Source organism: Nitrosospira multiformis, from assembly GCF_900103165.1.
GTDB lineage: Bacteria > Pseudomonadota > Gammaproteobacteria > Burkholderiales > Nitrosomonadaceae > Nitrosospira > Nitrosospira multiformis_D.
In genome coordinates, this window is the sequence record NZ_FNKY01000001.1 from 1,750,634 (window position 1) to 1,774,612 (window position 23,979).

Here is a 23,979-nt window from a genome sequence, read left to right on the forward strand (position 1 = left end):
ATGGCGAGCGCTCTTCTTCATGTCGGTGCAACGGTGCAGTGCAGCCACGGCGGTACTGCTACCGCAACTTTGCCCAATAGCAGGGTGCTGGTTGGCAATCAGCCCACCGTCACGATGTCTGCTCCGTATACCGTGGCGGGCTGTTCTCATACGATAGGCACTTCCCCATCACCCTGTGTTACCGCCCAGTGGACACTGGCTGCACAACGGGTGACGTCCAATGGACTGGCGCTGGTCCTGATGGATAGCCAAGCCACCTGTACGCCAAACGGCACGCCTCTCATGCAGGTGCAGGCACAGAGACGCGTGACCGCGAGTTGAGAGAACCATGAATCTTTCGTATCCATACAGAATCGACGGTCGGGGCCGCAGCGCCAGTGACTCCGAGGAGGTTTGGATACGCGGGTTAATCGAGCAAGTCCTGTTCACCATCCCTGGCGAGCGCGTGATGCGGCCGGATTTTGGCAGCGGAATACTCCAGCTCGTATTTGCGCCCAATAGCCCCGAGCTTGCAGCGGCGACCCAGATGTTGGTGCAGGGTGCGTTACAGCAAGCCCTGGTGGAGTTGATCATTGTTGAAAACCTGGCAGTAGAGGCAGTTGATTCTACCCTGCGCATAACCGTGCAATATATTGTTCGCCGCACCGAGATCCGGCAGCTGCAAACATTCGAGCGCGGAGGGGTGGGATTATGACGCGCTATACCTGTTGTGACGAGTTTCGCCGCAATGCCGTTAGAGATCACGAGGAGCTGAATGGGATCGATTATCTGGAGGTATTGGATACGGATGCGCCCCGTGGCAGTCCACGGCAGCGTACGCTTCTGCTGCGTTTTCTCAAACCAGTTCCGTCGACGCTAGGCAAAGATAGTCTGCGAATAGAAGGCGGCGAGCGCGTGCGCAATATTTCCATCGAGTGGGCCAGGGCAGCAGATAATCCACCCGAAACGATACCAGAGGAGCACCAGTTTTTTATCGCTTTGCCATATGCGAGCCATGTGCTTTTGATACGTACTGACCGTCATGGCGACCACTCGCTTTACCGGTTGCTTTTGCAGCGTTCGACCACGGATCAGCGTCCCCCTCAGGGGTTCGACCCGCGTCTGGCAGCGATCACGTTCTCGTTCAAGGTCGAATGCCCGAGCGACTTCGATTGCAAACCGCAGCAGGACTGTCCCGAACCGGCAGTTTCCTCGCCTGACATTAATTACCTGGCAAAGGATTACGCCAGTTTCCGGCGGCTTCTCCTCGACCGCCTAAGTCTGCTAATGCCCGGCTGGCGTGAGCGCAGTACCGCGGATCTGGGAGTGATGCTGATGGAAATGATGGCATACGTTGGCGATCATCTGAGCTACTGGCAGGATGCGGTGGCGACGGAAGCCTATTTAGGCACAGCACGACGACGAACCTCGTTGCGGCGGCATGCGCTGCTGGTGGATTATTCCTTGCATGAGGGAAGCAATGCGAGAGTATGGCTGCAATTGAGGTTGGCCCACGGTGTTTCGCAAGCCACCGTCAGCCTGAATGGCATGCGCTTCCTGTCGAGATTGGCTAATATGCCCGCGCGCATCGTGCCTTACTCACGCAATTATGAACAGGCGTTGGCGGCAAGCCCCGTGGTGTTCGAACCGCTTGACCCAGATGGACAGCTTGAGCTTGGCATGGCATCTCAAGTAACGCTGTACTCGACGCATGATGAAATCCATTTCTATACATGGGGCGATAAACGCTGCTGCCTCCCCAAAGGAAGTACATCTGCCACGCTTAGCGGGCACTTCAAAACACTCACGGCTGGACAGGTGTTGATTTTTGAAGAGGTGAAAGATCCCGTTACAGGTGAAGAAGGCGATGCCGATCCCTCGCATAGGCACGTGGTACGCCTGACGCTCGTGCGCTACAACGGTGAAGATGGCATTGGGGATGGTGCTACTCCGTTGCGTAATGCCTTAACTGATCCATTAACTGAGGAAGAGATAACCGAGATCGAGTGGGCGAAGGAGGATGCCCTGCCATTTCCGCTATGTATTTCCTCAAAAAAAGATGAAGCCCACGGTGGAGATATCGCCGAGGATGTCAGCCTCGCCAGGGGCAACATCATACTGGCTGATCATGGGCTGACAATTTTGGACGAAGAACTGGGATTCGTGGCGCTTCAGCGCCTGCGTTTGCCCTTGGCCTCCGGTCAGGATCGCTGTGCGAAACTGCCGCGTGAGTTCTTGCCGACACGTTTTCGGCCGGTATTGCAAGGAAAACCTCTGACGCATGCGGCAACGATTTTGAAAACAATTCGCGTTGATCGCCGGCCTGAAGCGCTGCGGTTACGCTTTGATCCGATGGGCCCAGCGAGCAATGCTTTCGTGTGGCGCACCGAAGACATATGGCCGGTAATTCGTCTCGAAAGCACACTGGAGGATGGCACGGCTCCCTTGACTTGGCTGCCGCGACGGGATTTGCTGAACAGTGATGGCCAGGCTTGTCACTTTGTGGTGGAAGTGGAGCACGACGGACGCGCCGTGCTGCGTTTTGGTGACGATGTTCATGGCAAGCGTCCAGACGGCGGCAGGAAATTTACAGCTACCTACCGTATCGGTAATGGTGTCGCTGGCGTTGTTGGGGCGGAGGCACTGGTGCACGTGATCAGTGACGATGCGAATATAGGCGGGGTGCGCAACCCGCTTTCATCCCGGGGTGCCAGCGAGCCGGAAACTGCGGAGCAGATACGCCGCCGCGCGCCGGAGGCTTTTCGCACCCAGCAACGCGCGGTTACCCCTGAAGACTATGCGAAGGTGACGCAAGATTATCCCGGTGTGCAACGGGCAGCAGCCACCCTTCGCTGGACAGGTAGCTGGCACACTGTTTTCAATACGGTTGACCGCATTGGCGGCCAGCTTCTTGATCGCGATTTTGAGCTGGCACTTGCCAGCCACGTTGAACCCTATCGCATGGCAGGCCATGATCTTGAATTCAACAACCCGGTATATGTGTCCCTGGAAATTGACATTACCATATGCGTAGAGGCGGGTTATTTCCGCAGCGCCGTTCGGGCGGCGATACTTCAGGTGCTCAGCAATCGTGAGTTGAGCGATGGCATGCGCGGAGTTTTTCATTCCGACCTGTCCAGTTTCGGGCAGACCGTTTTTTTGAGCCCAATCTATGCCGCGGTGCGTGGCGTGGCGGGGGTCGAATCAGTTGTAATAACGCGTTTTCAACGTCAGGGACAAAATGATATGCGTTATCTGCGCTTTGGCTATATGAAACTAGACCGCCTGGAAATTCCGCGCCTGGATAATGATCCTAATTACCCGGAACATGGCCTTCTACGGCTTTACATGCATGGCGGTAAATAGGTGAAACCAGATGAATGATAAATCCGAGGATTGCGATTGCTGTGCAGGCACAGACGCCGAAACGCCAAAGCGTCTTTACAATCGGCCAGGATTGTCGGAAATCGCTTATCGTACCGGCACGCATCACGAGTTCAAGGAGTCGATGCTGGCCCGGCTTTCGTCCGCTGATCTTCCGGCACTTGCCCAGTTAACGGCGCGCGATGATGCCGACTTCGGGATTGCTTTATGCGATGCCGCCGCCACCATGCTGGATGTGCTCAGCTTTTACCAGGAACGCATCGCCAACGAGAATTTTCTTCGCACGGCGGGTGAGCGGCGCTCCATCCTAGAACTGGCCAGGCTCATTGGTTACGAACTGGCGCCGGGTGTTGCGGCGTCCACCCATCTGGCGTTCACCTTGCAGGATGCTCCTGGATTGCCACGAGGTGTTGCCGAAACAGTGACGATTCCCATCGGTTCGCGTGTACAAAGCGTGCCTGGTCCGGATGAACAGCCGCAATCATTCGAAACAGTGGAGGCCATCCAGGCACGGCCCGAATGGAATGTATTCAAGGCAAAAATGCGCGAAATGAAAGCGCTGGGGTTGGGTACAGAGGTCATTTACCTCCATGGTATTGCCACGCAGCTCAAGGCTGGGGATGCACTGTTGTTCGTTAGTTCCGAGCGGGAGAACGATACTGGGAGCGAGAACTGGAATTTTCGCCGTATCCAACGCGTGGTACTCGATAGTATTGCAAATTGCACTGTTGTCGCTTTGGAACGTGAACTGGACATGAATCCATCGGGCACGTCAGCCAGTAAGCCCAAGGTTTATGCTTTGCGCCTTCGCGCTTCGCTGTTTGGTCATAATGCACCTGACTGGCGTGTTATGGGCGAGGGTGTAAAGAGAGGTTATCTGGGGCTAGGGCCAACCTCTGATATCACCGATATGCAATGGCCCGGTTTCACAATTGCCGACATCTCCGACCCGCCGTCCGGCACCGCTACGGGCACCGGTCTATACGGTGAATATTTCGATACCCAGAATCTGACTAAGCGCAAACTTGTGCGCCTCGACGCCACAGTGAATTTCGACTGGGGGGAAGGCTCGCCTGATTCCGTAATCGCTAGTAATACTTTCTCAGCGCGCTGGACAGGTTGGGTGCACGCTCCATCGACCGGTATGTATACGTTTTATACTTATTCCGACGACGGTGTCCGGTTGTGGGTGAACGGTCAGTTACTCATCGACGATTGGAATGTCCGCGCTCCCATTGAACGCAGCGGTCAGATCCGGCTCACAGCCGAAAAAAAATACGATGTTAAACTGGAATTCTTTGAGAATCAAGGCGGTGCGGTCATGAAGCTGTCATGGCGGCCGCCACGCCCACTCAGCAAAGAAGTCATTCCACAAAACCGACTCTATCCCCGAAATATTCATACTTTACACCTTGATAGTATTTACACACAGATTCTGCCCAATAGTTGGCTGCTACTCTCCACGCCGGAAGATCAAGAATTGTATCGGATAGAAACTATAGCTGAGGATTCCCGCGCCGCTTTTACCCTGACAGGCAAGACCACGCGCCTAGTTCTCCAGGGCGAAAATCTGCGAGAACTCTTCAATGAGCGGCTACGGGAAACCGCGGTATTTGCGCACAGTGACGAACTTATACTGGCGGAATTTCCCATCATCACTGATATTTCGGGAAACTCTCTGCACACTGACCGCATGGTAAAAGACCTCATGCCTGGGCGCATACTGATACTCAGCGGTACGACTACCGCAGGTGTTGAAGCCAGCGAGGTGTTGACGCTCCTGAAAGCCGAACTGGACAGTGGCACCAGCAATCTGTTTTTTACTACGTCGCTGCAAAATAATTACAAACGCGCCACGATCAAGCTCTACGCGAATGTGGCAAGCGCCACGCATGGGGAAATAGTGAGCGAGCCTGTGGGGAGCGGCAATGCGGCCCGCGCGAATCAATCTTTTACGTTGCGGCAGTCGCCGCTGACTCATGTCAGCGCCGCAACCGCCAGCGGCCGAGCCTCGACACTGGAACTGCGGGTTAACGATTTGCTCTGGCGTGAAGTCCCGTCTTTATTCGGCCGGGCAGCTGCCGATTCTGTCTACGCGTTGACTACCGATGATGCTGGGCGCACGAGTGTGGCGTTTGGTGACGGTATTGAGGGTGCGCGTTTGCCTTCGGGACAAGACAATATTCGCGCGCGGTACCGCAAGGGTATTGGCGTCGCCGGCAATGTTTCGGCCGGTAAGCTGAGCAATCTGTTGAGCCGCCCTTACAGCGTAAACGAGGTCATCAATCCGCTGACGGCCAGCGGCGGGCAGGATGCCGAAAGCGGTGATGCCGCGCGCGCAAATGCGCCGCGCACGGTGTTGACACTTGATCGCGCGGTTTCGATTCAGGATTACGAAGACTTTGCGCGCAGCTTCGCGGGAATCGCTAAGGCTCACGCCACGTGGATCGCGGCAGGTCCTGGAAGAGGTGTGTTTATTACAGTGTCGGGCGAGCAAGGCGCGTCCGTACTTGAGGACAGCAGGACTTTTCGAAACTTGCTGGCGGCGTTGCGTCAGTATGGGGATGTGCTATTGCCGCTGCGGCTGAGCAGCTACCGCCCTGCGGCATTCAGGTTGCGTGCGGCCGTCAAGGTAGCTGCAGATGCTCAGGTTGATTTGGTGCTGACCCAGGTCAAGACTGCTTTACAGACTGAATTTGGATTCGACAAGAGGTGCTTTGGTCAGATGGTTTCGATCGACGAGGTGATGGCAGTGCTGCATGGTGTGGCTGGGTTGGAGGCAGTCAACGTGCTGCGCCTCTACCGTTTCGATGAAGGTGCGATGCCGCGCCTTGAGCCTCGGCTTTTCGCTCGCTTGCCGGAAGCTTCGTTAATATCTCTGCCGCGACCTGCGGAATTGTTACTGCTCGATGCAGGATCACTTATTGTAGAGCAGATGCCATGAATAGTTTCGATGCGGAGAAGCTTTACCATCTGCTGCCCTCCATTCATCGTATCCGAGATGAGGAACAAGGCGGGCCGCTCAAGGCGCTGCTTACAGTGATAGCGGAGCAGGTCAAGGTGATGGAAGAGAATATCGAGCAGCTTTATGATGATCAGTTCGTCGAAACCTGTGCCGATTGGGTTGTCCCTTATATTGGAGACCTGATAGGTTATCGCGTGCTCCATGGTGCCACGGAGCGGATAAGCAGTCCCCGTGCGGAAGTTGCTCATACTATTGCGTTACGCCGCCGCAAAGGTACAGCCTCAGTACTGGAGCAGCTGGCACGTGACGTAACCGGGTGGAACGCACGCGCGGTAGAATTTTTTCAGACGCTTGCCACCACGCAGCACATGAACCACATACGTCTCAATAACCATTACGCTCCCGAGTTGCGCAAATGGGAATCGCTCGAATATGTTGGCACCGCTTTTGACACCATCGCGCATACGGTGGATGTTAGGCGAATCGCCTCGGGACGAGGCCGTTACAATATTCCCAACGTCGGGCTATTTCTGTGGCCTATTGAATCACATTCGCTCACGCGCTCGACAGCTGTGAAAGTAGATGGCAGGCGCTGGCGCATCAGTCCGCTCAATCACGATATGCCTTTGTACAACCGGCCGGAAGCGGAAACACACATCACCCACTTGGCCGAACACGTAAACGTGCCGATGCCCCTCTCGCGTCGAGTTTTGCATGAGGACGTGCGTCCCGTCTCCCAGTATTATGGCGAGGGACTTAGCCTTGCGTTGTATGTAGACGACACGATGCAACCGGTAACCAATATAAAAATTTGCAACCTCAGCGGTGATGACGCGAACTGGGCGCATCTGCCGGAAGAGGAGAAATATGCAATCGACCCTGTTCTGGGCCGTGTGGCATTGCCGGAAGGTGTGCCCGCCACAAAGGTTGAGGTTACGCATCACTACGGTTTTGGCGCACGGATAGGCGGGGGCGAGTATGAGCGCGGGCAAAGCTTTGCTGCTTCCGTGGATCAAATCGTTTCGAACGCGCCAGGCCATCACCCCACGATTACAGCCGCTCTTGCCGCGCTCGCCGGCAATGGGGTAGTTGAAATCCAGGATAACGGACGATATGAGGAAGCGCTGAGCGTTCAGGTGCTAGCCGGTAAACGTATCGAGCTTCGTGCCAAGAATGAATGCCGCCCCAGCTTGGTGCTGACGGATGAAATGACCGTGACTGGCGGGGTGGATAGCGAGTTCGTCCTCAATGGATTGCTGGTGAGCGGAAAGAAATTGCGTGTACCGGCAACTGCTGGGAACCGGTTACGGCACTTGCGTATTGCCCACACGACGCTGGTGCCGGGCTTGGCACTGACGCCTGAGGGAAATCCCGTTCATCGCAATGAGCCGAGCCTGGTAGTTGAAACTGCCAATACCGAGGTCAATATCGAGCGAGCCATTATCGGTGGTTTACGCTCTGGCGCTGATGTGAAGCTGGCGCTTGTTGACAGTATTCTGGATGCAACACATGTCGACGGTATAGCAAGCGCTGGTCTTGATGATATACAGGAGGGAGGCAGCCTATCCATGTATGGGTGCACCAGCATCGGGAAGCTGCACGCAACTGCGATGCCCTTCATCTCGAACAGTGTATTGCTTGCTACGCCGGCTCAAGGCGATACCTGGGTGGCACCTGTGCAGGTTAAACAAAGACAGACTGGTTGCATCCGCTTCAGCTGGTTGCCTCGTGACGCACGAGTGCCGCGCCGTTACCGCTGCCAACCGGATGCAGGATCAATGGCCGCGCCTCGCATACTCTCTTTGCGTTATGGCACTCCTTTCTACTGCTGGCTGTCCGCAACCACCGCCAATGCGATTCGGCGGGGAGCGGAAGACGAGGGCGAAATGGGAGCGTATCACCATTTGCATGCACCCCAACGCGAAATCAATTTACGTGTCAGGCTCGACGAATATCTGCGCGCCGGCCTTGAGGCAGGAATTTTTTATGAGATATAAGGGGACACAACCATGACGTTCGATTCCAGCCGATTCACGTTTGATGCCTGGCGGGATTTCCTTGGTGTAGTCATGCAGCAGGGTCGGGTGCAGCTTGATTCCGACTGGAACGAGCTTGTCGTCCAATTTCTCCGCCGGATGCAGGCCGGGTCACTTGATACCATGGGGCCTGCTATTGTGCCACGCGAGACACCCGAAGGTTTTCTCATCAGTGTAGTTGGCGGCACATTGAAAATTGGTGTCGGTCGCATGTACGTTGATGGACTGCTGGCGGAAAACCATGGCGGTGGAGCAAAAACCTGGGATCCAAGGTTGACTGAACTGAAAGGGGGGGCAGTCGACTATACCGCGCAGCCTTATTATCCAGAACCGCTAGCATTGCCGCCCGCAGGCTCGGCTTACCTCGTTTATCTCGACGTATGGCAGCGGGAGGTCACATACCTGCAATACCCCGAGCTTGTCGAGAAGGCGGTGGGAATCGATACAACCGGTAGGTTGCAAACGGTCTGGCAGGTCAGGATATTGCACCAGATCGGGGATGGCGTGACCTGCTCATCAGTTACCTCATTAGAGAGATGGAAGACTCTTACCCAATCTTCTAGTGCGCGCTTGTCCACCAGCACGGGTGGAGTGCCCGGTACTCCTGACCCTTGCCAGATTCCACCCTCCGGGGGATACAAAGGGTTGGAGAATCAGCTCTACCGGGTCGAAATTCATCAGGGTGACCAGCCGGGACCTATACTCGCCCATGGTCCGACAACTTTCAAATGGTCGCGTGATAACGCTACTGTAGCGAGCCGGATTAGTCATATAAATCCTGGATACGAAAGTATTGTCGTAGAGAGCATAGGACGCGATGAAGTGTTGCGTTTTTCCGATGGTGACTGGATTGAAATTACCGATGATGTACGTGAGTTGCAAGGCTATTCTGGGGTGATGTGCCGAATCAGGATTGGCGGTGGGGTGGATGCTGCCACGAATACCATTGTACTAACGAAACCTTTGCCAGAAGGTACGTTTCCCTCCAGCGAGGAGCCGATTGACCCATCACGCAACACTCGTGTACGGCGTTGGGATCACAAGGGGCGGATTTTACGAGCGGACGGGACCGTTTATTTTGATCTTGATTCACCCGATAGCGGAGGAGAGGTCTCCGAAGGCGTAATTCCAGTGCCGGATCAGCATACGTCTTTATTTCTGGAGAATGGTATTCTCGTTCGTTTTGGTTCGGCTTCAGAAGGAGGAATTTCTCATACCGGCGACTACTGGAATTTTGCCGCGCGGACGATTGATGCTTCTATAGAAATTCTTAACGAAGCGCCTCCGCTTGGCATACACCACCATTATGCACGCTTGGCAATAGTTACTTTCCCCCCCGCTGCTTCTCTCCCGATTGTCTCCGATTGCCGCGTGCTATGGCCGCCCGAATTCGAGGCGGAAGGTGATTGTGCATGTGATCAATGCGTGAAACCTGGAATTGATACGTTGCAAAAGGCTATTGATACCCTGGCGAAAACCGGTGGTGTCATCTGTCTTGCCGCAGGCATCTACTACCTTACTAACCCGCTGAGCATCACGAAGATCAGGTCGCTGCGTATTCGGGGGAAAGGTTGGCGTACATTACTGATAGCCAGCCATGACTTAACCGCAGTTGCTCAGGTTAAAGACAGTCAAAATATCGTGATCGAGAATCTTGCAATTATAGGGGCGGGATTAGGCAATAAGCCGATCAATTTAATTAATGTGCGCAATACTTCAGGTTTGGAGCTGGATCACCTTAATTTGTTCGCAATGCCACCTGACAATATCCCCGGTGTTCCTGTGTCCACTACGGGCGTATCCCTCAGCGGGTACATACTGGGATTTCGGATGCGCGAATGCTCAGTAATGGCGGAAGTGGGAATAGGAAGCGACGTGAAGCAAGGGATGTCATTCGTGAGCGCGCTGGCTGTGACTGACAACCTGTTTGTTTGCAGTCGCATTGGTATCGGTTTGTCTTCCGAATTTTTCCATCACAGCGAAACGCGAATCGCACATAACCGCGTATTTGGCACAGAGCAAGTTGGTATTCAGATTCTCGGCGCAGCATTGCCCGGTTCCAGTTGTTTGGTCGAAGCCAATGTATTGCATCTACTTTACCCGTCTGGGAACGCTATCGTGGTTGGCGTTGACGGCCTGCGCATTGTGGGGAATGAGATTTTGGGCCCAGATAAGGATGTGGAAGGGAGTGGTGTGAACGGAGTGGTGCTCGAACCTGGATTGGACCCGCGAGGTATCGGCCACTGCTGGATTACCGGCAACCGGATTGCCAACATGCACGGGTCAGGCATTGCCATCCGCACATTCGTTGGCTCGGCCATGATCAAACAGAACGTTATTGAGCGTACAGGATGTGGCATCGCTTTCACCGATGCGGGCAGCGCAGGGCATCTGAGCATTGAGAACAATCATCTGTTAGAAATTGCTGCCGATGCTGAATCCGGCAGGCCCGTGGTCGCAATCCAGGTGCTGGCTACGCTCCACACCGACATCACGGATAACATTGTCAACGGCTTTGCGGTCAATCAGACGAAGGCGCGAAATGGGGCTGCCATCCTGGTTATTGGCGGTGGCGATATTCGCATTAGGGGAAATCATCTATCCGATCTAGGACCGCGAGAAAAGAACACCTACTATATTACTAGTATAGAGCTGGTAATACCATTCAAGTCAGTTTCCGTTGAGGACAACACGATCATTCGTAGGGAGGGGGGGACTGTCCAATCCTCGAAGTGGCAGGCGATTCGCATCGTACCGCCTACGGCTGGAAGTACGCAGGTACATACAGATATCATGATACTTCCCCGAGGAGAGAATGCTTTTTTTCTACTGACAGGCAGCCGATTATTTCAGGTGGAGCTAACGTCGGATCTTGACGCTCCCGTTACAATTAGCGGGAATAAGATTGTGGTTCAAAATAGCGAAATGCCGATTGTACAAGTGGAAGGTGACATTAGCATTTTATTTAGTGGAAATAATTGCATGGCTTGGGCGGCAGAGAGTATTTGGGGGTCAGAATTAGCTACCATCATGATAAAGGTCGCGCGAAGTTCGAGCGCTGTCATAATCAGCCAAAATCAGATTCGTTCGTCTAAACTTAATTCCGTTATTGTTTCCGGCCCCAGCCCTCAGGATATCCCGAATTTTACGGTAATGGGCAACATTACGGATGGAATTAAAATCGGTAGCGACCGTCTGGGTGAGCCATGGAAGCAATTGAATATCATCAGAGGATAAAACGGAATCTTAACTATGCACATTACCGCTGTCACAACTGAAAAGAATCTGGATGAGCTGCTTCGCAAGCTTAACATTAATCTGAATCCTGCTGAACTCGTTCGTATTCGCGATGCGACGCTTGAGATTAATCCACATCTGCGCACCGAGGGAAATTTCAAGCCGGGTACGGTAATCATGTTGCCCAATCTGGAGCAACTTGACCTAAACGCTTTGACCAATCAGAACGATGTGAACACATCATCGAATAGTATTGAATTGATTATAAATGGAATAAAGACACACGGTAGGCTATTGATAGACGAATTAAGGTTGAATAGCAAAAAGATTGATAAGTCGGCTAAGCTGCTTAGATCACTGAAGAAACAATCCAGGAGTACGGAGTCGACGGAAGCAGCGGTTTTGGCGGAAAAATTTGAAAGCACCCTTGAGGCTGAGCGTGCGGCAAATGAAGAGGCACTGAACAGCTTACCTAGAGAAATAGCTGTTCTCCAAAGTGATTTGTCAGTACTGCTTAAGAACTTGGATTAGGATTTGTACGCCTTCGTGCAGTAGAAAAATTATCGTAGAATGGATGCCTATAAATAGCGAATGGATTAAAACAATGATGTCGAAGTATCAAATTAATGGAGATGGACATGGTCGAAATTCAACTGATTGAAAAACAGATTGAAGGTCTTGATGACTAGGCTTTCGCCGCGCTTGTGGCTTGGTTTGCCGATTACGAAAATAGCCGATGGGATCGGCAAATTGAGGTGGACCCGCATTTCGGAAAATTCGATACTTTCATCGAAGAAGGACTGGCTGAATACCGGAAGGGATAAACGGCTCCGCTTTAGATGTCTTGAAGCATTTCACATCAACCTGTTTCTGGCATTGCTTTCAACAATTGTCTACAGCGATTCGTGAGCGTCTCAATAATAACTTACTGTTTCTACATCAGAATCATTCTCACCCACCCCGCAACTTCAAAAGACTGGAGAAGTTTGGTCCACCAGAGTTGGTGCGTACTATCGTGTTGCCATAGAAACGGATGACGTACTTATCTGGTTCTGGATTGGTAGTCATGCGGAATATGACAAATTACTTTCTTGAGAATGGCTAAACCAAAGTCCATTTATTCCTGTACGGAGTGCGGCGGCCAAACCCCAAAATGGCAGGGTCAATGCCCGCATTGTCAAGCATGGAATACGCTGGTCGAGGCCATCGCCGAGAAAACGGTGTCGCGCTTTACGCCCGTATCTGGAACGAGCGAGGTGCAGAATCTGAGCGAAGTGGAGGCGGGCGAAGAGCCACGTTATTCCACGGGGGTGGTTGAGTTCGACCGGGTGCTGGGCGGTGGTCTGGTGCATGGCGGTGTGGTGTTGCTGGGCGGCGATCCCGGCATCGGCAAGTCCACGCTGTTGCTGCAAGCGCTGTGTCATATGTCTGCTGCGCGCAATGTACTGTATGTGAGCGGCGAGGAGTCAGCGCGACAGGTGGCTCTGCGGGCAAAACGTCTAGCACTGGATGCAAAGGCGGTGCATTTACTGGCAGAAATCCGGCTGGAGAGGATTCAGGCGGTGCTGGCTGAACGCAAGCCAGACATAGCGGTTATCGACTCGATCCAGACAATATATTCTGACGCGCTGCAATCCGCGCCCGGTTCGGTCGCACAGGTGCGCGAGTGCGCCGCCCAATTGACTCGGCTGGCCAAGTCCAGCGGCACGTGCATTATTCTGGTGGGTCATGTGACCAAGGAAGGCGCGCTGGCCGGGCCGCGTGTACTGGAGCACATGGTGGATACGGTGCTCTATTTCGAAGGTGATACCCACTCCAGTTTTCGTCTGATCCGCGCTTTCAAGAACCGCTTTGGCGCGGTGAATGAATTGGGCGTGTTTGCCATGAGCGAAAAAGGTTTGCGTGAAGTGAGCAATCCTTCGGCGCTATTTCTTTCTCATCATGGCGGGCAGGTGCCGGGTTCCTGCGTCATGGTGACCCAGGAAGGCACGCGTCCGCTACTGGTGGAAATACAGGCGCTGGTGGATGAGGCGCACGCGCCCAATCCAAGGCGGCTAAGCGTGGGGCTGGAGCAGAACCGGCTGGCGATGCTGCTGGCGGTGCTGCACCGCCATGCGGGAATTCCCTGTTTCGATCAGGATGTATTCGTCAATGCGGTCGGTGGCGTGAAAATTACTGAACCAGGCGCGGATCTGGCGGTTTTGCTCGCTATTGTTTCCTCGCTCAAGAACAAGCCGCTGCCAGAAAAAATGGTGGTATTCGGTGAAGTCGGGCTGGCGGGAGAAGTGCGCCCTGTTCAGCGCGGCCAGGAACGGTTGAAAGAAGCTGCCAAGCTGGGCTTTACGCAAGCCATTATCCCAAAGGCCAATAAGCCGAAACAGGCGATTTCGGGTATTGAGATTATTGCGGTGGAACGAGTGGAAGAGGCGGTTGCAAAGATGCGTTGACAATCCGCAGTTTGCGAGTTTTCGCTTTTTGGCTCGCCTGTTTACCCAGTTTCGTTCATTATGTCGCTGCCTGTGTAAAGTACATGTGACTCATGCGAAACCCAAGAATACAACCAAAGCGCGATTGACAGCCAGCATGGCTTCATTGTCCAGCCGCCCTATAGTAATCCCTATCTTTTCGCGGTGAACGGTTTGTACTTTGTCCACCATGATCTGGGATGGCTTTAGCAGACCGTTATTCGCGTCCGGTTGTACTGGTATACGGAACAAGGGTGCCTCCCGAATTACGCTCGTTACGGGTAATAGGGTAACGGAAGGATGTTCGTCGAACAGATCCGACTGGATGATGAGTGCTGGACGCGGCTTGCCGTAGTCGCCTTTTAGCGCGATTGTGACCAGATCGCCTCGCCTCATTCCCATTCATCCGTATCAGCGGCAGCGGACAGCCATGCCAAGATATCCTGCTCATGCGAATCGTCGCGTAGCTGGCGAGACTGACGGCGGCATTCTTCCGCGAAGCCGGGGCGCCGGGTGTCTGGCACCCAAATCTGTATCGGGCGCAGTCCGCAAGCTCGTAATCCAGCCCGATGCTTTTGCACGCGGCCTGAAATACTTGTTCTCATATCACTCCTTTATTATCATGTTACATGCAACTTATTCTAGGCTATGATGCCGTTACATGCAACACAGCAATTGGTGTAATAGTCTAATATGGGTAATAGGCACAGGTTGTGGATATTGGGCATTCTTTCGGCAGGTACGTTGCTGGTCGCCGTGATTGTTCCGCCGATTCCGCAGCCCATGGGATATCATCAGTTTGCAGACCGGCGTATTTATTTCGATATTCCGAATTTTTTCAATGTTGCTTCCAACGTTATCTTTCTACTCATCGGGGTAGCAGGTCTGGTGTTTCTACTGTGCTTGCGCGGAGCGATGGCTTCGGAAGCATTTGCCGATCGGTCCGAACGCTGGCCTTACTTGGTTTTCTTCCTGAGCGTGGCGATGGCATGCATTGGATCAATCTATTATCATCTCGCTCCGGGCAATGACCGGCTGGTTTGGGACCGGTTGCCTATAGCGGTAGGCATCATGGCATTGCTTACCGCAACGCTCAACGAGCGCGTCGGTCCAAGAATGGGTGTGCCGCTGCTGCCTGTTCTGATTGCGATTGGAGCCGGAAGTGTGATGCACTGGCATTGGAGCGAGCAGCGGGGTGCCGGCAATCTGAACTTTTATATTGTTGTGCAGTTCTATTCATTGCTGGTCATTATTCTGCTCGGCATTTTCTTCCCGTCGCGATATACCCGGGGAGCCGATATATACATGGCGCTTGCATTGTATGGCTGCGCCAAACTGGCGGAAGCGGGGGATCGCGAAATCTATGATCTCGGGCAGGTGGTAAGCGGCCATACGATAAAGCATTTGCTTGCCGCGCTGGCTATTTACTGGATATTGCGTATGCTGACAAAACGCAGGCCATTGCCGGAAAGAATGGGGAGATTCGGGTCCCACGCCGTTTAGTTATTGTGCTTAGTTGCCGCCTGTAGTGACCGCACGTGAACAATCAAGGAGAGTCGAATGCATATTGCGATGTCATACGAACGGATAGGTGGAGAAGCCATTATACGCCGCCTGGTGGATCGTTTTTACGATCTGATGGATGAAGATCCAGACTATTTCGGTGTACGCAAACTTCATCCGCAGGATTTGACTCACTCCCGGCAGAAACTGTTCATGTTTCTATCCGGCTTTACGGGCGGACCATCGCTGTACACCGAGAAATATGGCGAGCCTCGCATGCGTACCCGCCATATGCCTTTTGCGATCGGTATTCCGGAGCGCGATCAATGGTTATCGTGCATGGGTCGCGCGATGGTGGATGTCGGACTGGATGAAGAATTATGCAAGAAACTCGCCATGGCGTTTTATCAGACAGCGGATTTCATGCGTAACCAGCCGGAGTAGAAAAGATAACCAAGGACTTCCCCAATCATCTCTCATTTTCGAAATGATGTTTTTGTAGAGAGGCGAAGCCTACCTGTTGTTTCAATAGCGATGGATTGCGCTTCGCTTCACTTCACCAATCCTATCCTGCGCTGGCTACTGCAACCAGCTCGGACATGCCGAGCCAGTTGCATTAACAGAAATGCTTATTTGCTTCTGAAATAGGGACTTGGAGCGCCGCTGTTGCCGAAGGTATGGCTGCGGGTATTTCCCCCGGCATTGCCCCGCGTATTTTCCCGATTATCGTTAAATGAACGGCTACGGCTATTATCCCAATTTCCATTGGCGTTATTAGAGCCGCTAGCGGGGCGTCCACTATCGTTTGCCCAGGTACGGTTACGTTTGTGGGCGACGCTGGGCGTACCCCTGGATGGGCCGCCCGTAGCGGGACGCGGCTTGAATCGCGGCTCAAGTCCAGGTATTACGTGAGAGTCGATCCGCTGGCCAGTAAAGCGTTCGATTTTCTTCAGATTGACGCCATCCTTACCTGAAGCAAATGATACCGCGATTCCCGATGCACCCGCGCGGCCGGTGCGGCCAATGCGATGTACATAGTCTTCGGCAAATTTCGGCAGATCGAAATTGATCACATGGGTAATGCCGACCACGTCGATTCCCCGTGCGGCGACGTCAGTCGCTACCAGCACCCGCAGCCCGCCATGACGAAGCTTGGTCAGCGTGCGGGTACGGTCGCGCTGATTCATGTCGCCATGCAATGCGGCGGCTTCATGTCCCTGGGCGGAAAGATTGTCCGCCAGCATATCGGCGTCGCGCTTGGTGGCTGTGAAAACAATGGCCTGTTTCAACGTGATATCGCGTAGTAGATGATCCAGCAGCCGGTTTTTGTGCGAAATGTCGTCAACATAATGCAGCCGTTGTTCGATGTTATCGAGCCGCGCCTGCTGCGTTGCAATCTGGATACGCTTGGGCGCTTTCAGCAGACGTGCAGCAACCCTGTCTATCGCACTGTCCAGCGTAGCGGAGAATAGCAAGGTTTGGCGGGTCGCGGGCGTGGCCGAAGCAATTCTCTCCACATCATCGATGAAGCCCATGTCGAGCATGCGGTCGGCTTCATCCAGTACCAGCATTTCCAGGCGCGAAAAATCGATGCGTCCACGCTGAATATGATCAATCAAACGGCCAGGTGTCGCGACAAGAATATCCACCGGCTGCGAAAGCAATTTATTCTGTAGCGGATATGGCATTCCACCGAGGATGCTCACGACTCTGACGCGAGGCAGATGCTTGCCATATTTGGCGGCAGCTTCGGATACCTGAAGCGCAAGTTCCCGCGTCGGGGTCAATACCAGTACCCGCGGGCCGCGGCTATGTACTTTGGAAGGCGTTGCGAGGCGGTGCAGTGCCGGCAGCATGAATGCGGCGGTTTTGCCGGTGCCAGTTTGGGCCGAGGCCATGATATCGTGCCCTGCGATCAGTTCAGGAATGGCCTGTGCCTGAACAGGGGTAGGCGTAGTGTAGCCCGAGTCGATAACAGCTTTAAGAATAAGTGGATGCAGATTAAGATTTTCAAAAGACACGTTGTTTTTCCTATTAAGTGAAAAATATGGTGCGCCCCATAAGTTCTCAGTGCGGTGACGAGCTCAAAGCATGAATATTGCTCAAAATTTTCCGCTTGCATTATTGATATGCAGCACAAAAATTTCTTTGCAAACATCCGCGTCGCGGATTGTCTTGCCTGGAGCTCTGAATTTATAGAAGCGCCCTAACGCGCGCGAACAGAATATAGCTGCCGGAGATTAATGGGCAAGGTACCGCTGGCGCGCACATAAAACATCGCCGCTAACCACGGTACCGCACAATTTCCGTTGGAGACTTGAAAATCGAAGAGAGGTCAGGAACGATGAACCGAAAAAAAGGCAAAAAGACATAGGAGCCTTTTCATCGAAGCGCGGAGTATACAGGAACCGGAGTCTGTTTAGAACTTATTTTTTTAAATAGAAACGGCGGCAAAGCGCAGAGCAACCGTAATATCCATACGCGTTTATACAAACGCTATGCCGCTGGCGGAGATAGAGGTTCGGCGGGGCCGCTGACAACCTCTCGTTTTAACGCCTCGATCTGAGGCGGGTTCAGCGTCTCGGTCTTTAGCAATTCATCCGCGGCGCGGTCAAGCAGAGCGCGATTAAGCTGTAGTATGGCAACAGCGCGCTCCAGCGCATGATCCACGAGCTCACGCACAGCGGCGTCGACAGCATTCGCTGTTTCCTCGCTGTAGTCCCGGTTTTGTGGTACTGGCATGCCGGTTTGGAGGTACGCCGAGCGGTCGCGATCGTAGGCGACATTACCCAGGGCGTCGCTCATTCCATAGCGTAATACCATGGCGCGCGCGAGGTCAGTGGCACGGGCAATATCATCCGATGCGCCTGTCGAAACCTCATTGAACACCACATGCTCAGCCGCACGTCCACCCAACAGCACAGCCATTTTGTTTTCCAGCTCCACGCGTCTCATCAGAAACCGGTCTTCGGTCGGACGCTGGATCGTGTAGCCGAGGGCGCCGACACCGCGCGGGATGATGGAAACCTTGTGTACCTCGTCGGTACCCGGCAACGCCAGCGCAACCAGGGTATGTCCCAGCTCATGGAATGCGACCACACGGCGTTCAACCGGATTAAGCAGACGGTTTCGTTTTTCAAGCCCGGCGACGATGCGCTCAATGGCATTATTGAAGTCATCCATTGTTACCGACGTGCCTCTGCGCCGGGTGGCGAGCAGCGCCGCCTCGTTGACCAGATTTGCAAGATCCGCGCCGGTGAAGCCCGGCGTCAATGCCGCGATCTGTTCCGGCTTCACATCGGTATCGAATTTCACTTTTTTCAGATGCACAGCCAGAATTTGTTCACGGCCTAACTTGTCCGGCCTGTCCACCAGGACCTGGCGGTCGAACCTTCCAGCACGCAGCAATGCCGGATCGAGGATCTCCGGCCGATTGGTTGCGGCGAGTAATACAACCCCGCTTTTTGCATCGAAACCATCGAGTTCGGCCAATAGCTGATTCAGCGTTTGCTCCTTTTCGTCGTGTCCGCCGAGTCCGTAGGCACCGCGAGCCCGCCCAAGCGAATCCAGTTCATCGATAAAAATGATGGCCGGGGCCATCTGGCGTGCCTGTTCGAACAAATCGCGTACCCTGGCTGCGCCGACGCCGACGAACATCTCGACAAACTCCGAGCCGGAAATCGAAAAGAACGGAACACTTGCCTCGCCCGCAACGGCACGTGCCAATAGGGTCTTGCCGGTACCCGGCGGGCCGACCAGCAGGATTCCTTTTGGCGCCCGCCCGCCGAGGCGGCTATACCCTTCCGTGTCCTTCAGAAAATTGACGATTTCGATCAGCTCTTCCTTCGCCTCATCGACACCGGCCACATCGGCAAAGGTAACTTTGGTTTCTTTCTCCACGAATACCTTGGCGCGGCTCTTGCCGATCGACATCAGTCCGCCGCCGCTAATGCCGCCTTGGCTCATGCGGCGGATGATAAATAGCCAAATCCCGATGAAGACCGCCATCGGCAGCAGCCAGGACAACAGATCGCGGCCCCAGGTACTTTGAATTATCCCGGTATAAATTACATTATGCTTATCCAGTTTATCGGCCAGTTCGGGTTCCACCCGTGTGGTGACGAAATCCTTTAATCCGTCGGCCCCTTTCTCTTTGAGCGATCCGTAAATGTGATTCTCGGTCACTGCAATCTCGGCGATCTTGTCCTGCTCCAGTAATGTATGAAAGCGGCTATAGGGGATCGGCTCAACCTTTGTATATTGCTTATAAAGGTTCTGCACCACCAGAACGCCGAGTACCGCAACGATCACGTACCAGGCGTTGATTTGGGTTTTCTTGTCCATCGGGTTTTCCTTGTTGTGTCCAGTTATTAAAGACAGTTCGGAAAGCGATTTGTTTCAGTATGGCACACGCCAGGAACAGGTATAGACGGGCGGACGCTATGTATAAAAGCGAGAATCACACTACCATCAAGCGGAGCGCATTATTTTCCAGCAAAATATGAATCTTGATGTATTATCAATATTATTCGCTACGCAAATAATGAAAAAACATGCAGGAAGTAACCGACCTGATTGCCTGTGAAGAATGCGATGCGATTCACCGCAGATTAGCGCTGGGTCACAATGAAGTGACGCTTTGCGGTCGTTGTGGCGCTGCGCTGGAACAGGATATGAGCGTTCACAGTCGGCGCGCGCTACCGTTGACGATCGCCTGTTTGCTTATGTTTGTTGTCGCCAATGTCTTCCCGATCGTTGAGATGCAATTCCAGGGTAATGTCAACCGGACTACGATCATCGGCGCGGTTCTTTCCCTGAACGACGCAGGAATGCCTGGCGTGGCGTTATTGGTGCTGGTTACGATCATTCTGTTTCCATTGATGCAGCTTCTTACCCTGATGTATTTGCTTATCGCGGTAAAAAGAGCTGAATACCATCACCCTGAATTCAATTTTGTGGCGCGACTGGTCCAAATGGTGAGGCCATGGGCGATGGTGGAAGTGTTTCTGCTTGGCACGATTGTGGCGTATGTTAAATTGACGAGTATGGCGACTGTGGTACCCGGCACAGCCCTGATGGCATTCGGCGTTCTTACTATTCTTCTTGCGGCGGTATTGTCGTTTAATCCTCGTCATATCTGGCGAATGGCTCGTCAAGACAACAGGAGAAAACAATATGCGGGCAAGTAGCGCCGCTTCGGTGTCGACCAATGCTCCGGAGGCCGCGCCATCCACGACCAAAGCGCCTGTAAAGACAGCGGCAGGGCTGGGCATGACGTTGTGCCATTATTGCGGCACTTTGTGGAAGAATGTTACGGCCCACGATCATTGCGGACAGTGCGGAGCAAGTCTGCACGTACGCAAGCCCGATAGCATTAACCGGACATGGGCGTACCTGATTGCGGCCTGCATCATGTATATCCCCGCAAATGTGTTGCCGGTTATGATCACCTCCTCGATAGCAGGTGATCATGCAGACACTATCATGAGCGGCATCATCTATTTCTGGGTTTCCGGGTCGTGGGAGTTGGCGGCGATTATCTTTATCGCCAGTTTTCTTGTTCCACTGTTCAAGCTGGCGGCTTTGATGCTTCTATTGATCACGGTGCAGCGGGGCAGCAACTGGCGGCTCTTGCAACGGGCAAAGCTTTATCGTCTTGTTGAAGTAACCGGCCGCTGGTCGATGCTGGATGTTTATGTCGTGGCAATCCTGGCTGGCCTCGTCCAGATCAAGGGGTTTGCCACAATATATGCTGGAACAGGCATCGCTGCATTCGCTGCTGTGGTAGCGTTGACCATGTTTGCAGCCCACAGCTTTGATCCCCGTTTGACTTGGGACACTAATGAACACAAATCCAGGAAATCGGTATGAGCGAAGAAAAAATAGAAGAACCTGCTGACGAGACAATTCCTGTGCCTGAAAAGGCCCGGCAGAGGGACTGGATGCCCTCGTTAATCTGGCTGATTCCCATACTTGCCGCAGTCATCGGTATTACACTCGCGGTCCATACGTGGCTTCAGCGCGGTCCAGAAATTGTTATCGAGTTCCGCTCCGCCGACGGACTGGAAGCGGGGAAGACCAAGGTCAAATATAAAGAAGTCGAAATCGGTAGCGTGACAGCAGTCAAGCTTGCCAAAGATCATACCCGGGTCCTGGTGACCGTGCTCTTGAACAAGGAAGCGGAAGACTTTGCGGTGGCCGACAGCCGTTTCTGGGTGGTGCGCGCCAGAATGGGAAGTTCGGGTATATCCGGACTTAGCACCCTGCTGTCCGGCGGGTATATTGGCGCCGATGCGGGTATTGAAAAGAATAAATCACACAAGTTCACCGGACTGGAAGTGCCGCCGATCGTCACGCGCGACGCATCCGGCAAGCAATTTGTCTTGCATGCTGATGATATTGGATCGCTTGACATTGGTTCGCCTGTCTATTTCCGCCGCATCGAAGTAGGGAAGGTAAGCGCATATGATCTGGATCCAGACGGCAAGAAAGTCACCATGCGCATATTTGTTAACGCACCCTATGACAAATTTGTCGGGGTCAATACGCGCTTCTGGCATGCAAGTGGTTTTGAAGTGAAATTAAGCGCCAGCGGCGTTGCTGTTAATACTCAATCGTTGATGAGTATCCTGCTTGGTGGTCTTGCGTTTCAAGCTCCAGAGTTCATGCGAGGCGCTCCCGCAAATGAGAATACCACTTTTGTACTGGCTAAAGATCAAACTGAAGCGATGAAGGATGATGATGGCGAAGCAAAAACCGTATTACTTTATTTCAAGCAATCGGTGCGTGGTCTGACGCCTGGGGCTGAAGTAAATTTCCGCGGGCTGATACTGGGGCAGGTCAAATCCATAGGCATAGAGTATGATCGCGAGCGAAAGGAATTCAACATGCCGGTGCTGGTGGAAATTTATCCGGCGCGTATCGGACGGAAGTATATCCAAGCTCGAGACGAAGAAAAGATCACGCCGCAACAGCGGTTGCACTTCCTGATCAAGCGTGGCCTAGCTGCCCAATTAAGAACCGGCAGTCTCCTTACCGGGCAGCTTTACGTTGCTCTTGATTTTTTCCCCGAGGTCGCCGCGGCAAATAAAGCTGCTTCCAAAAATGGGACCGGCACAAAAGCTTCGCCCGCAGATGCTGCGCCCAAAGATGCTCCACCCACGGATGCTCTACCCACGGATGCTCCACCCACATTACTTCTATTGCCCACTGTTCCCGGTAACGTTGAGCAAATGCAGGCACAGATTGCGGCGCTGGCGCAGAAGTTTAATAAAATTCCATTCGATCAGATTGGCAATGAGTTAAACGATTCGTTAAAAGAGCTTAAGCAAACGCTGAACAGCACCGGACGGCTGGCGGACAAATTGAACAACGATGTGGCGCCCGAAATGGCCGTGGCGTTGAAGGATGTGAGCAAAACCTTGAATCAGACGGAGCGCATATTGTCTGGAAATGCTCCGTTGGCGCAGGATTTACGCCAGGCCCTGCAGGAATTGACGCGGGCGGCCGCTTCACTGCGAGTCTTGACAGACTATTTCGAGCTTCATCCTGAAGCGATAATTCGGGGCAAGCAAAAGGATAAACAATGAAACCAATGACACGCGGCATTCTTGGCATGGTGGGAGCATTATTGGCCGCTGGTTGCGCGTCGGTTCCGGATACGCGGTTTTATACGCTGTCGGTTCCGTCCAAACCCTCCGAGGTGACGGATGCGTCACAACGTTCCCCCGCGCCAATTTATATTGAAGTGATGCCGGTTAACGTGCCGGAACGGCTCGCCCGCCCGCAACTGGTTGTGCGCTCTCGGGGCTCGGGGGACGAAACTCAGCTTTTTATCCTTGAACAGGATCGCTGGTCATCGCATTTCAATAAGGAACTGCGTGATGCGTTTACTACCGGCATTGCTGAGCAAACCGGAGCGGTAAACGACGTACGCGGGGTTCATAAACCCGATCAACCTGTCTATCGCATTGCGATTGAGCTGAATGAATTTGACGCCATTGTCGGCGATAGGGTGCAGGCAAGATTTGGCTGGGCGATTACGCGTTCTAACGATGGCCGTGGCGCTGTATGTTATGCGGTAATTTCAGAGGCGGCCAGCGGGGGTATCGGGGGCGTGGTTAAAGGTGTGCAACGCGCGGTTTCGAATGTGGTTGCGGAAGTGTCGAAGAATCTGGTTGAACTGGAGTCAGGCCGTGCCGCAACCTGCGTACCGCAGAGAAAAATTGATGATGTCTATTAGGGCCTGTTAACACTTATTTCGCATCCGCGTTTTTTGTGTAGCAACCCGAAGGGACGGGACTGATTTCATCCAGCCCTTCGTTACTCGCCGCTTACGGAGGCCTGCTCCGCCGCGCGGCTCATGCCTCGTACTGGATGAAATCAGTCGCCGTCGCGGGTGCGAAATAAG

18 protein-coding genes are annotated in these 23,979 nt (G+C 53.5%); 14 read left to right on the top strand and 4 right to left on the bottom strand.

The window, feature by feature from the left end; genetic code table 11:
- The 8 genes from BLR00_RS07785 to radA all read left to right on the top strand — a co-directional run bounded on the left by BLR00_RS07785 (position 1) and on the right by radA (position 14,048).
- A complete protein-coding gene (locus BLR00_RS07785; RefSeq protein ID WP_074631846.1) occupies positions 1-321 on the top strand; it encodes a hypothetical protein in 321 nt (106 codons plus the stop codon).
- 7 nt (positions 322-328) lie between these two features.
- A complete protein-coding gene (locus tag BLR00_RS07790) occupies positions 329-694 on the top strand; it encodes a GPW/gp25 family protein (protein ID WP_074631847.1) in 366 nt (121 codons plus the stop codon).
- Positions 691-3,345: a putative baseplate assembly protein gene (locus tag BLR00_RS07795; RefSeq protein WP_074631848.1), complete on the top strand. Its 2,655-nt coding sequence runs from the start codon at positions 691-693 to the stop codon at positions 3,343-3,345. The genes BLR00_RS07790 and BLR00_RS07795 overlap by 4 nt, the downstream gene beginning before the upstream one ends.
- 10 nt (positions 3,346-3,355) lie before the next feature.
- Positions 3,356-6,307 carry a putative baseplate assembly protein gene (locus tag BLR00_RS07800; RefSeq protein ID WP_074631849.1) on the top strand — a complete coding sequence of 984 codons (2,952 nt, stop codon included), beginning with the start codon at positions 3,356-3,358 and terminating at the stop codon, positions 6,305-6,307.
- The gene (locus BLR00_RS07805) at positions 6,304-8,325 is read left to right on the top strand and encodes a hypothetical protein (RefSeq protein WP_074631850.1); all 2,022 of its coding nucleotides are present in this window, start codon (positions 6,304-6,306) and stop codon (positions 8,323-8,325) included. Before BLR00_RS07800 ends, BLR00_RS07805 begins: the two co-directional genes overlap by 4 nt.
- A 12-nt stretch (positions 8,326-8,337) precedes the next feature.
- On the top strand, positions 8,338-11,601 hold the full coding sequence (locus BLR00_RS07810) for a DUF6519 domain-containing protein (RefSeq protein ID WP_074631851.1): 3,264 nt from the start codon (positions 8,338-8,340) through the stop codon (positions 11,599-11,601).
- A gap of 15 nt (positions 11,602-11,616) precedes the next feature.
- A complete protein-coding gene (locus BLR00_RS07815) occupies positions 11,617-12,132 on the top strand; it encodes a hypothetical protein (protein ID WP_074631852.1) in 516 nt (171 codons plus the stop codon).
- A gap of 566 nt (positions 12,133-12,698) precedes the next feature.
- Positions 12,699-14,048, top strand: a complete 1,350-nt coding sequence (gene radA, locus BLR00_RS07830) for a DNA repair protein RadA (RefSeq protein WP_074631853.1) — start codon at positions 12,699-12,701, stop codon at positions 14,046-14,048.
- 90 nt (positions 14,049-14,138) lie between these two features.
- Here radA and BLR00_RS07835 read toward each other — a convergent pair whose 3' ends face one another.
- Together BLR00_RS07835 and BLR00_RS07840 are read right to left on the bottom strand one after the other, a co-directional pair.
- Positions 14,139-14,468: a type II toxin-antitoxin system PemK/MazF family toxin gene (locus tag BLR00_RS07835; protein WP_256324081.1), complete on the bottom strand. Its 330-nt coding sequence runs from the start codon at positions 14,466-14,468 to the stop codon at positions 14,139-14,141.
- A complete protein-coding gene (locus BLR00_RS07840) occupies positions 14,459-14,671 on the bottom strand; it encodes an antitoxin MazE family protein (protein WP_074631855.1) in 213 nt (70 codons plus the stop codon). Before BLR00_RS07840 ends, BLR00_RS07835 begins: the two co-directional genes overlap by 10 nt.
- An 88-nt stretch (positions 14,672-14,759) precedes the next feature.
- On the opposite strand from BLR00_RS07840, the gene BLR00_RS07845 reads away from it, so the two are divergent.
- Together BLR00_RS07845 and BLR00_RS07850 are read left to right on the top strand one after the other, a co-directional pair.
- Positions 14,760-15,569 carry an alkaline phytoceramidase gene (locus BLR00_RS07845; RefSeq protein ID WP_074631856.1) on the top strand — a complete coding sequence of 270 codons (810 nt, stop codon included), beginning with the start codon at positions 14,760-14,762 and terminating at the stop codon, positions 15,567-15,569.
- Between the two features lie 57 nt (positions 15,570-15,626).
- Entirely contained in the window at positions 15,627-16,013 is a 387-nt protein-coding gene (locus BLR00_RS07850) for a group II truncated hemoglobin (RefSeq protein WP_074631857.1), read from the top strand.
- A 185-nt stretch (positions 16,014-16,198) separates the two neighbouring features.
- Here BLR00_RS07850 and BLR00_RS07855 read toward each other — a convergent pair whose 3' ends face one another.
- Together BLR00_RS07855 and ftsH are read right to left on the bottom strand one after the other, a co-directional pair.
- Positions 16,199-17,590, bottom strand: a complete 1,392-nt coding sequence (locus BLR00_RS07855) for a DEAD/DEAH box helicase (protein ID WP_074631858.1) — start codon at positions 17,588-17,590, stop codon at positions 16,199-16,201.
- A gap of 475 nt (positions 17,591-18,065) precedes the next feature.
- On the bottom strand, positions 18,066-19,913 hold the full coding sequence (gene ftsH, locus BLR00_RS07860) for an ATP-dependent zinc metalloprotease FtsH (protein WP_074631859.1): 1,848 nt from the start codon (positions 19,911-19,913) through the stop codon (positions 18,066-18,068).
- A gap of 209 nt (positions 19,914-20,122) precedes the next feature.
- Between ftsH and BLR00_RS07865 the strand changes: the two genes are divergently transcribed.
- From BLR00_RS07865 to BLR00_RS07880, 4 genes are read left to right on the top strand one after another with little or no spacing between them, the layout of a single operon-like run.
- Positions 20,123-20,758: a paraquat-inducible protein A gene (locus BLR00_RS07865; RefSeq protein ID WP_074631860.1), complete on the top strand. Its 636-nt coding sequence runs from the start codon at positions 20,123-20,125 to the stop codon at positions 20,756-20,758.
- Positions 20,745-21,440, top strand: coding sequence for a paraquat-inducible protein A (locus BLR00_RS07870; RefSeq protein WP_074631861.1), 696 nt, complete (start codon positions 20,745-20,747; stop codon positions 21,438-21,440). The genes BLR00_RS07865 and BLR00_RS07870 overlap by 14 nt, the downstream gene beginning before the upstream one ends.
- Positions 21,437-23,158, top strand: a complete 1,722-nt coding sequence (locus BLR00_RS07875) for a PqiB family protein (RefSeq protein ID WP_074631862.1) — start codon at positions 21,437-21,439, stop codon at positions 23,156-23,158. Before BLR00_RS07870 ends, BLR00_RS07875 begins: the two co-directional genes overlap by 4 nt.
- Positions 23,155-23,811 carry a PqiC family protein gene (locus tag BLR00_RS07880; RefSeq protein WP_107797723.1) on the top strand — a complete coding sequence of 219 codons (657 nt, stop codon included), beginning with the start codon at positions 23,155-23,157 and terminating at the stop codon, positions 23,809-23,811. The genes BLR00_RS07875 and BLR00_RS07880 overlap by 4 nt, the downstream gene beginning before the upstream one ends.
- Positions 23,812-23,979 lie beyond the last annotated feature (168 nt).

What these genes read in the sequence shown, in the direction of transcription:
- BLR00_RS07880 (WP_107797723.1), top strand. Translation starts at nt 23,155, where the DNA reads ATGAAACCAATGACACGCGGCATTCTTGGCATGGTGGGAGCATTATTG.
- BLR00_RS07835 (WP_256324081.1), bottom strand. Translation starts at nt 14,468, where the DNA reads ATGGGAATGAGGCGAGGCGATCTGGTCACAATCGCGCTAAAAGGCGAC.
- BLR00_RS07850 (WP_074631857.1), top strand. Translation starts at nt 15,627, where the DNA reads ATGCATATTGCGATGTCATACGAACGGATAGGTGGAGAAGCCATTATA.
- radA (WP_074631853.1), top strand. Translation starts at nt 12,699, where the DNA reads ATGGCTAAACCAAAGTCCATTTATTCCTGTACGGAGTGCGGCGGCCAA.
- BLR00_RS07795 (WP_074631848.1), top strand. Translation starts at nt 691, where the DNA reads ATGACGCGCTATACCTGTTGTGACGAGTTTCGCCGCAATGCCGTTAGA.
- BLR00_RS07815 (WP_074631852.1), top strand. Translation starts at nt 11,617, where the DNA reads ATGCACATTACCGCTGTCACAACTGAAAAGAATCTGGATGAGCTGCTT.
- BLR00_RS07875 (WP_074631862.1), top strand. Translation starts at nt 21,437, where the DNA reads ATGAGCGAAGAAAAAATAGAAGAACCTGCTGACGAGACAATTCCTGTG.
- BLR00_RS07845 (WP_074631856.1), top strand. Translation starts at nt 14,760, where the DNA reads ATGGGTAATAGGCACAGGTTGTGGATATTGGGCATTCTTTCGGCAGGT.
- BLR00_RS07805 (WP_074631850.1), top strand. Translation starts at nt 6,304, where the DNA reads ATGAATAGTTTCGATGCGGAGAAGCTTTACCATCTGCTGCCCTCCATT.
- BLR00_RS07810 (WP_074631851.1), top strand. Translation starts at nt 8,338, where the DNA reads ATGACGTTCGATTCCAGCCGATTCACGTTTGATGCCTGGCGGGATTTC.
- BLR00_RS07785 (WP_074631846.1), top strand. Translation starts at nt 1, where the DNA reads ATGGCGAGCGCTCTTCTTCATGTCGGTGCAACGGTGCAGTGCAGCCAC.
- BLR00_RS07840 (WP_074631855.1), bottom strand. Translation starts at nt 14,671, where the DNA reads ATGAGAACAAGTATTTCAGGCCGCGTGCAAAAGCATCGGGCTGGATTA.
- BLR00_RS07800 (WP_074631849.1), top strand. Translation starts at nt 3,356, where the DNA reads ATGAATGATAAATCCGAGGATTGCGATTGCTGTGCAGGCACAGACGCC.
- ftsH (WP_074631859.1), bottom strand. Translation starts at nt 19,913, where the DNA reads ATGGACAAGAAAACCCAAATCAACGCCTGGTACGTGATCGTTGCGGTA.
- BLR00_RS07790 (WP_074631847.1), top strand. Translation starts at nt 329, where the DNA reads ATGAATCTTTCGTATCCATACAGAATCGACGGTCGGGGCCGCAGCGCC.
- BLR00_RS07865 (WP_074631860.1), top strand. Translation starts at nt 20,123, where the DNA reads ATGCAGGAAGTAACCGACCTGATTGCCTGTGAAGAATGCGATGCGATT.
- BLR00_RS07870 (WP_074631861.1), top strand. Translation starts at nt 20,745, where the DNA reads ATGCGGGCAAGTAGCGCCGCTTCGGTGTCGACCAATGCTCCGGAGGCC.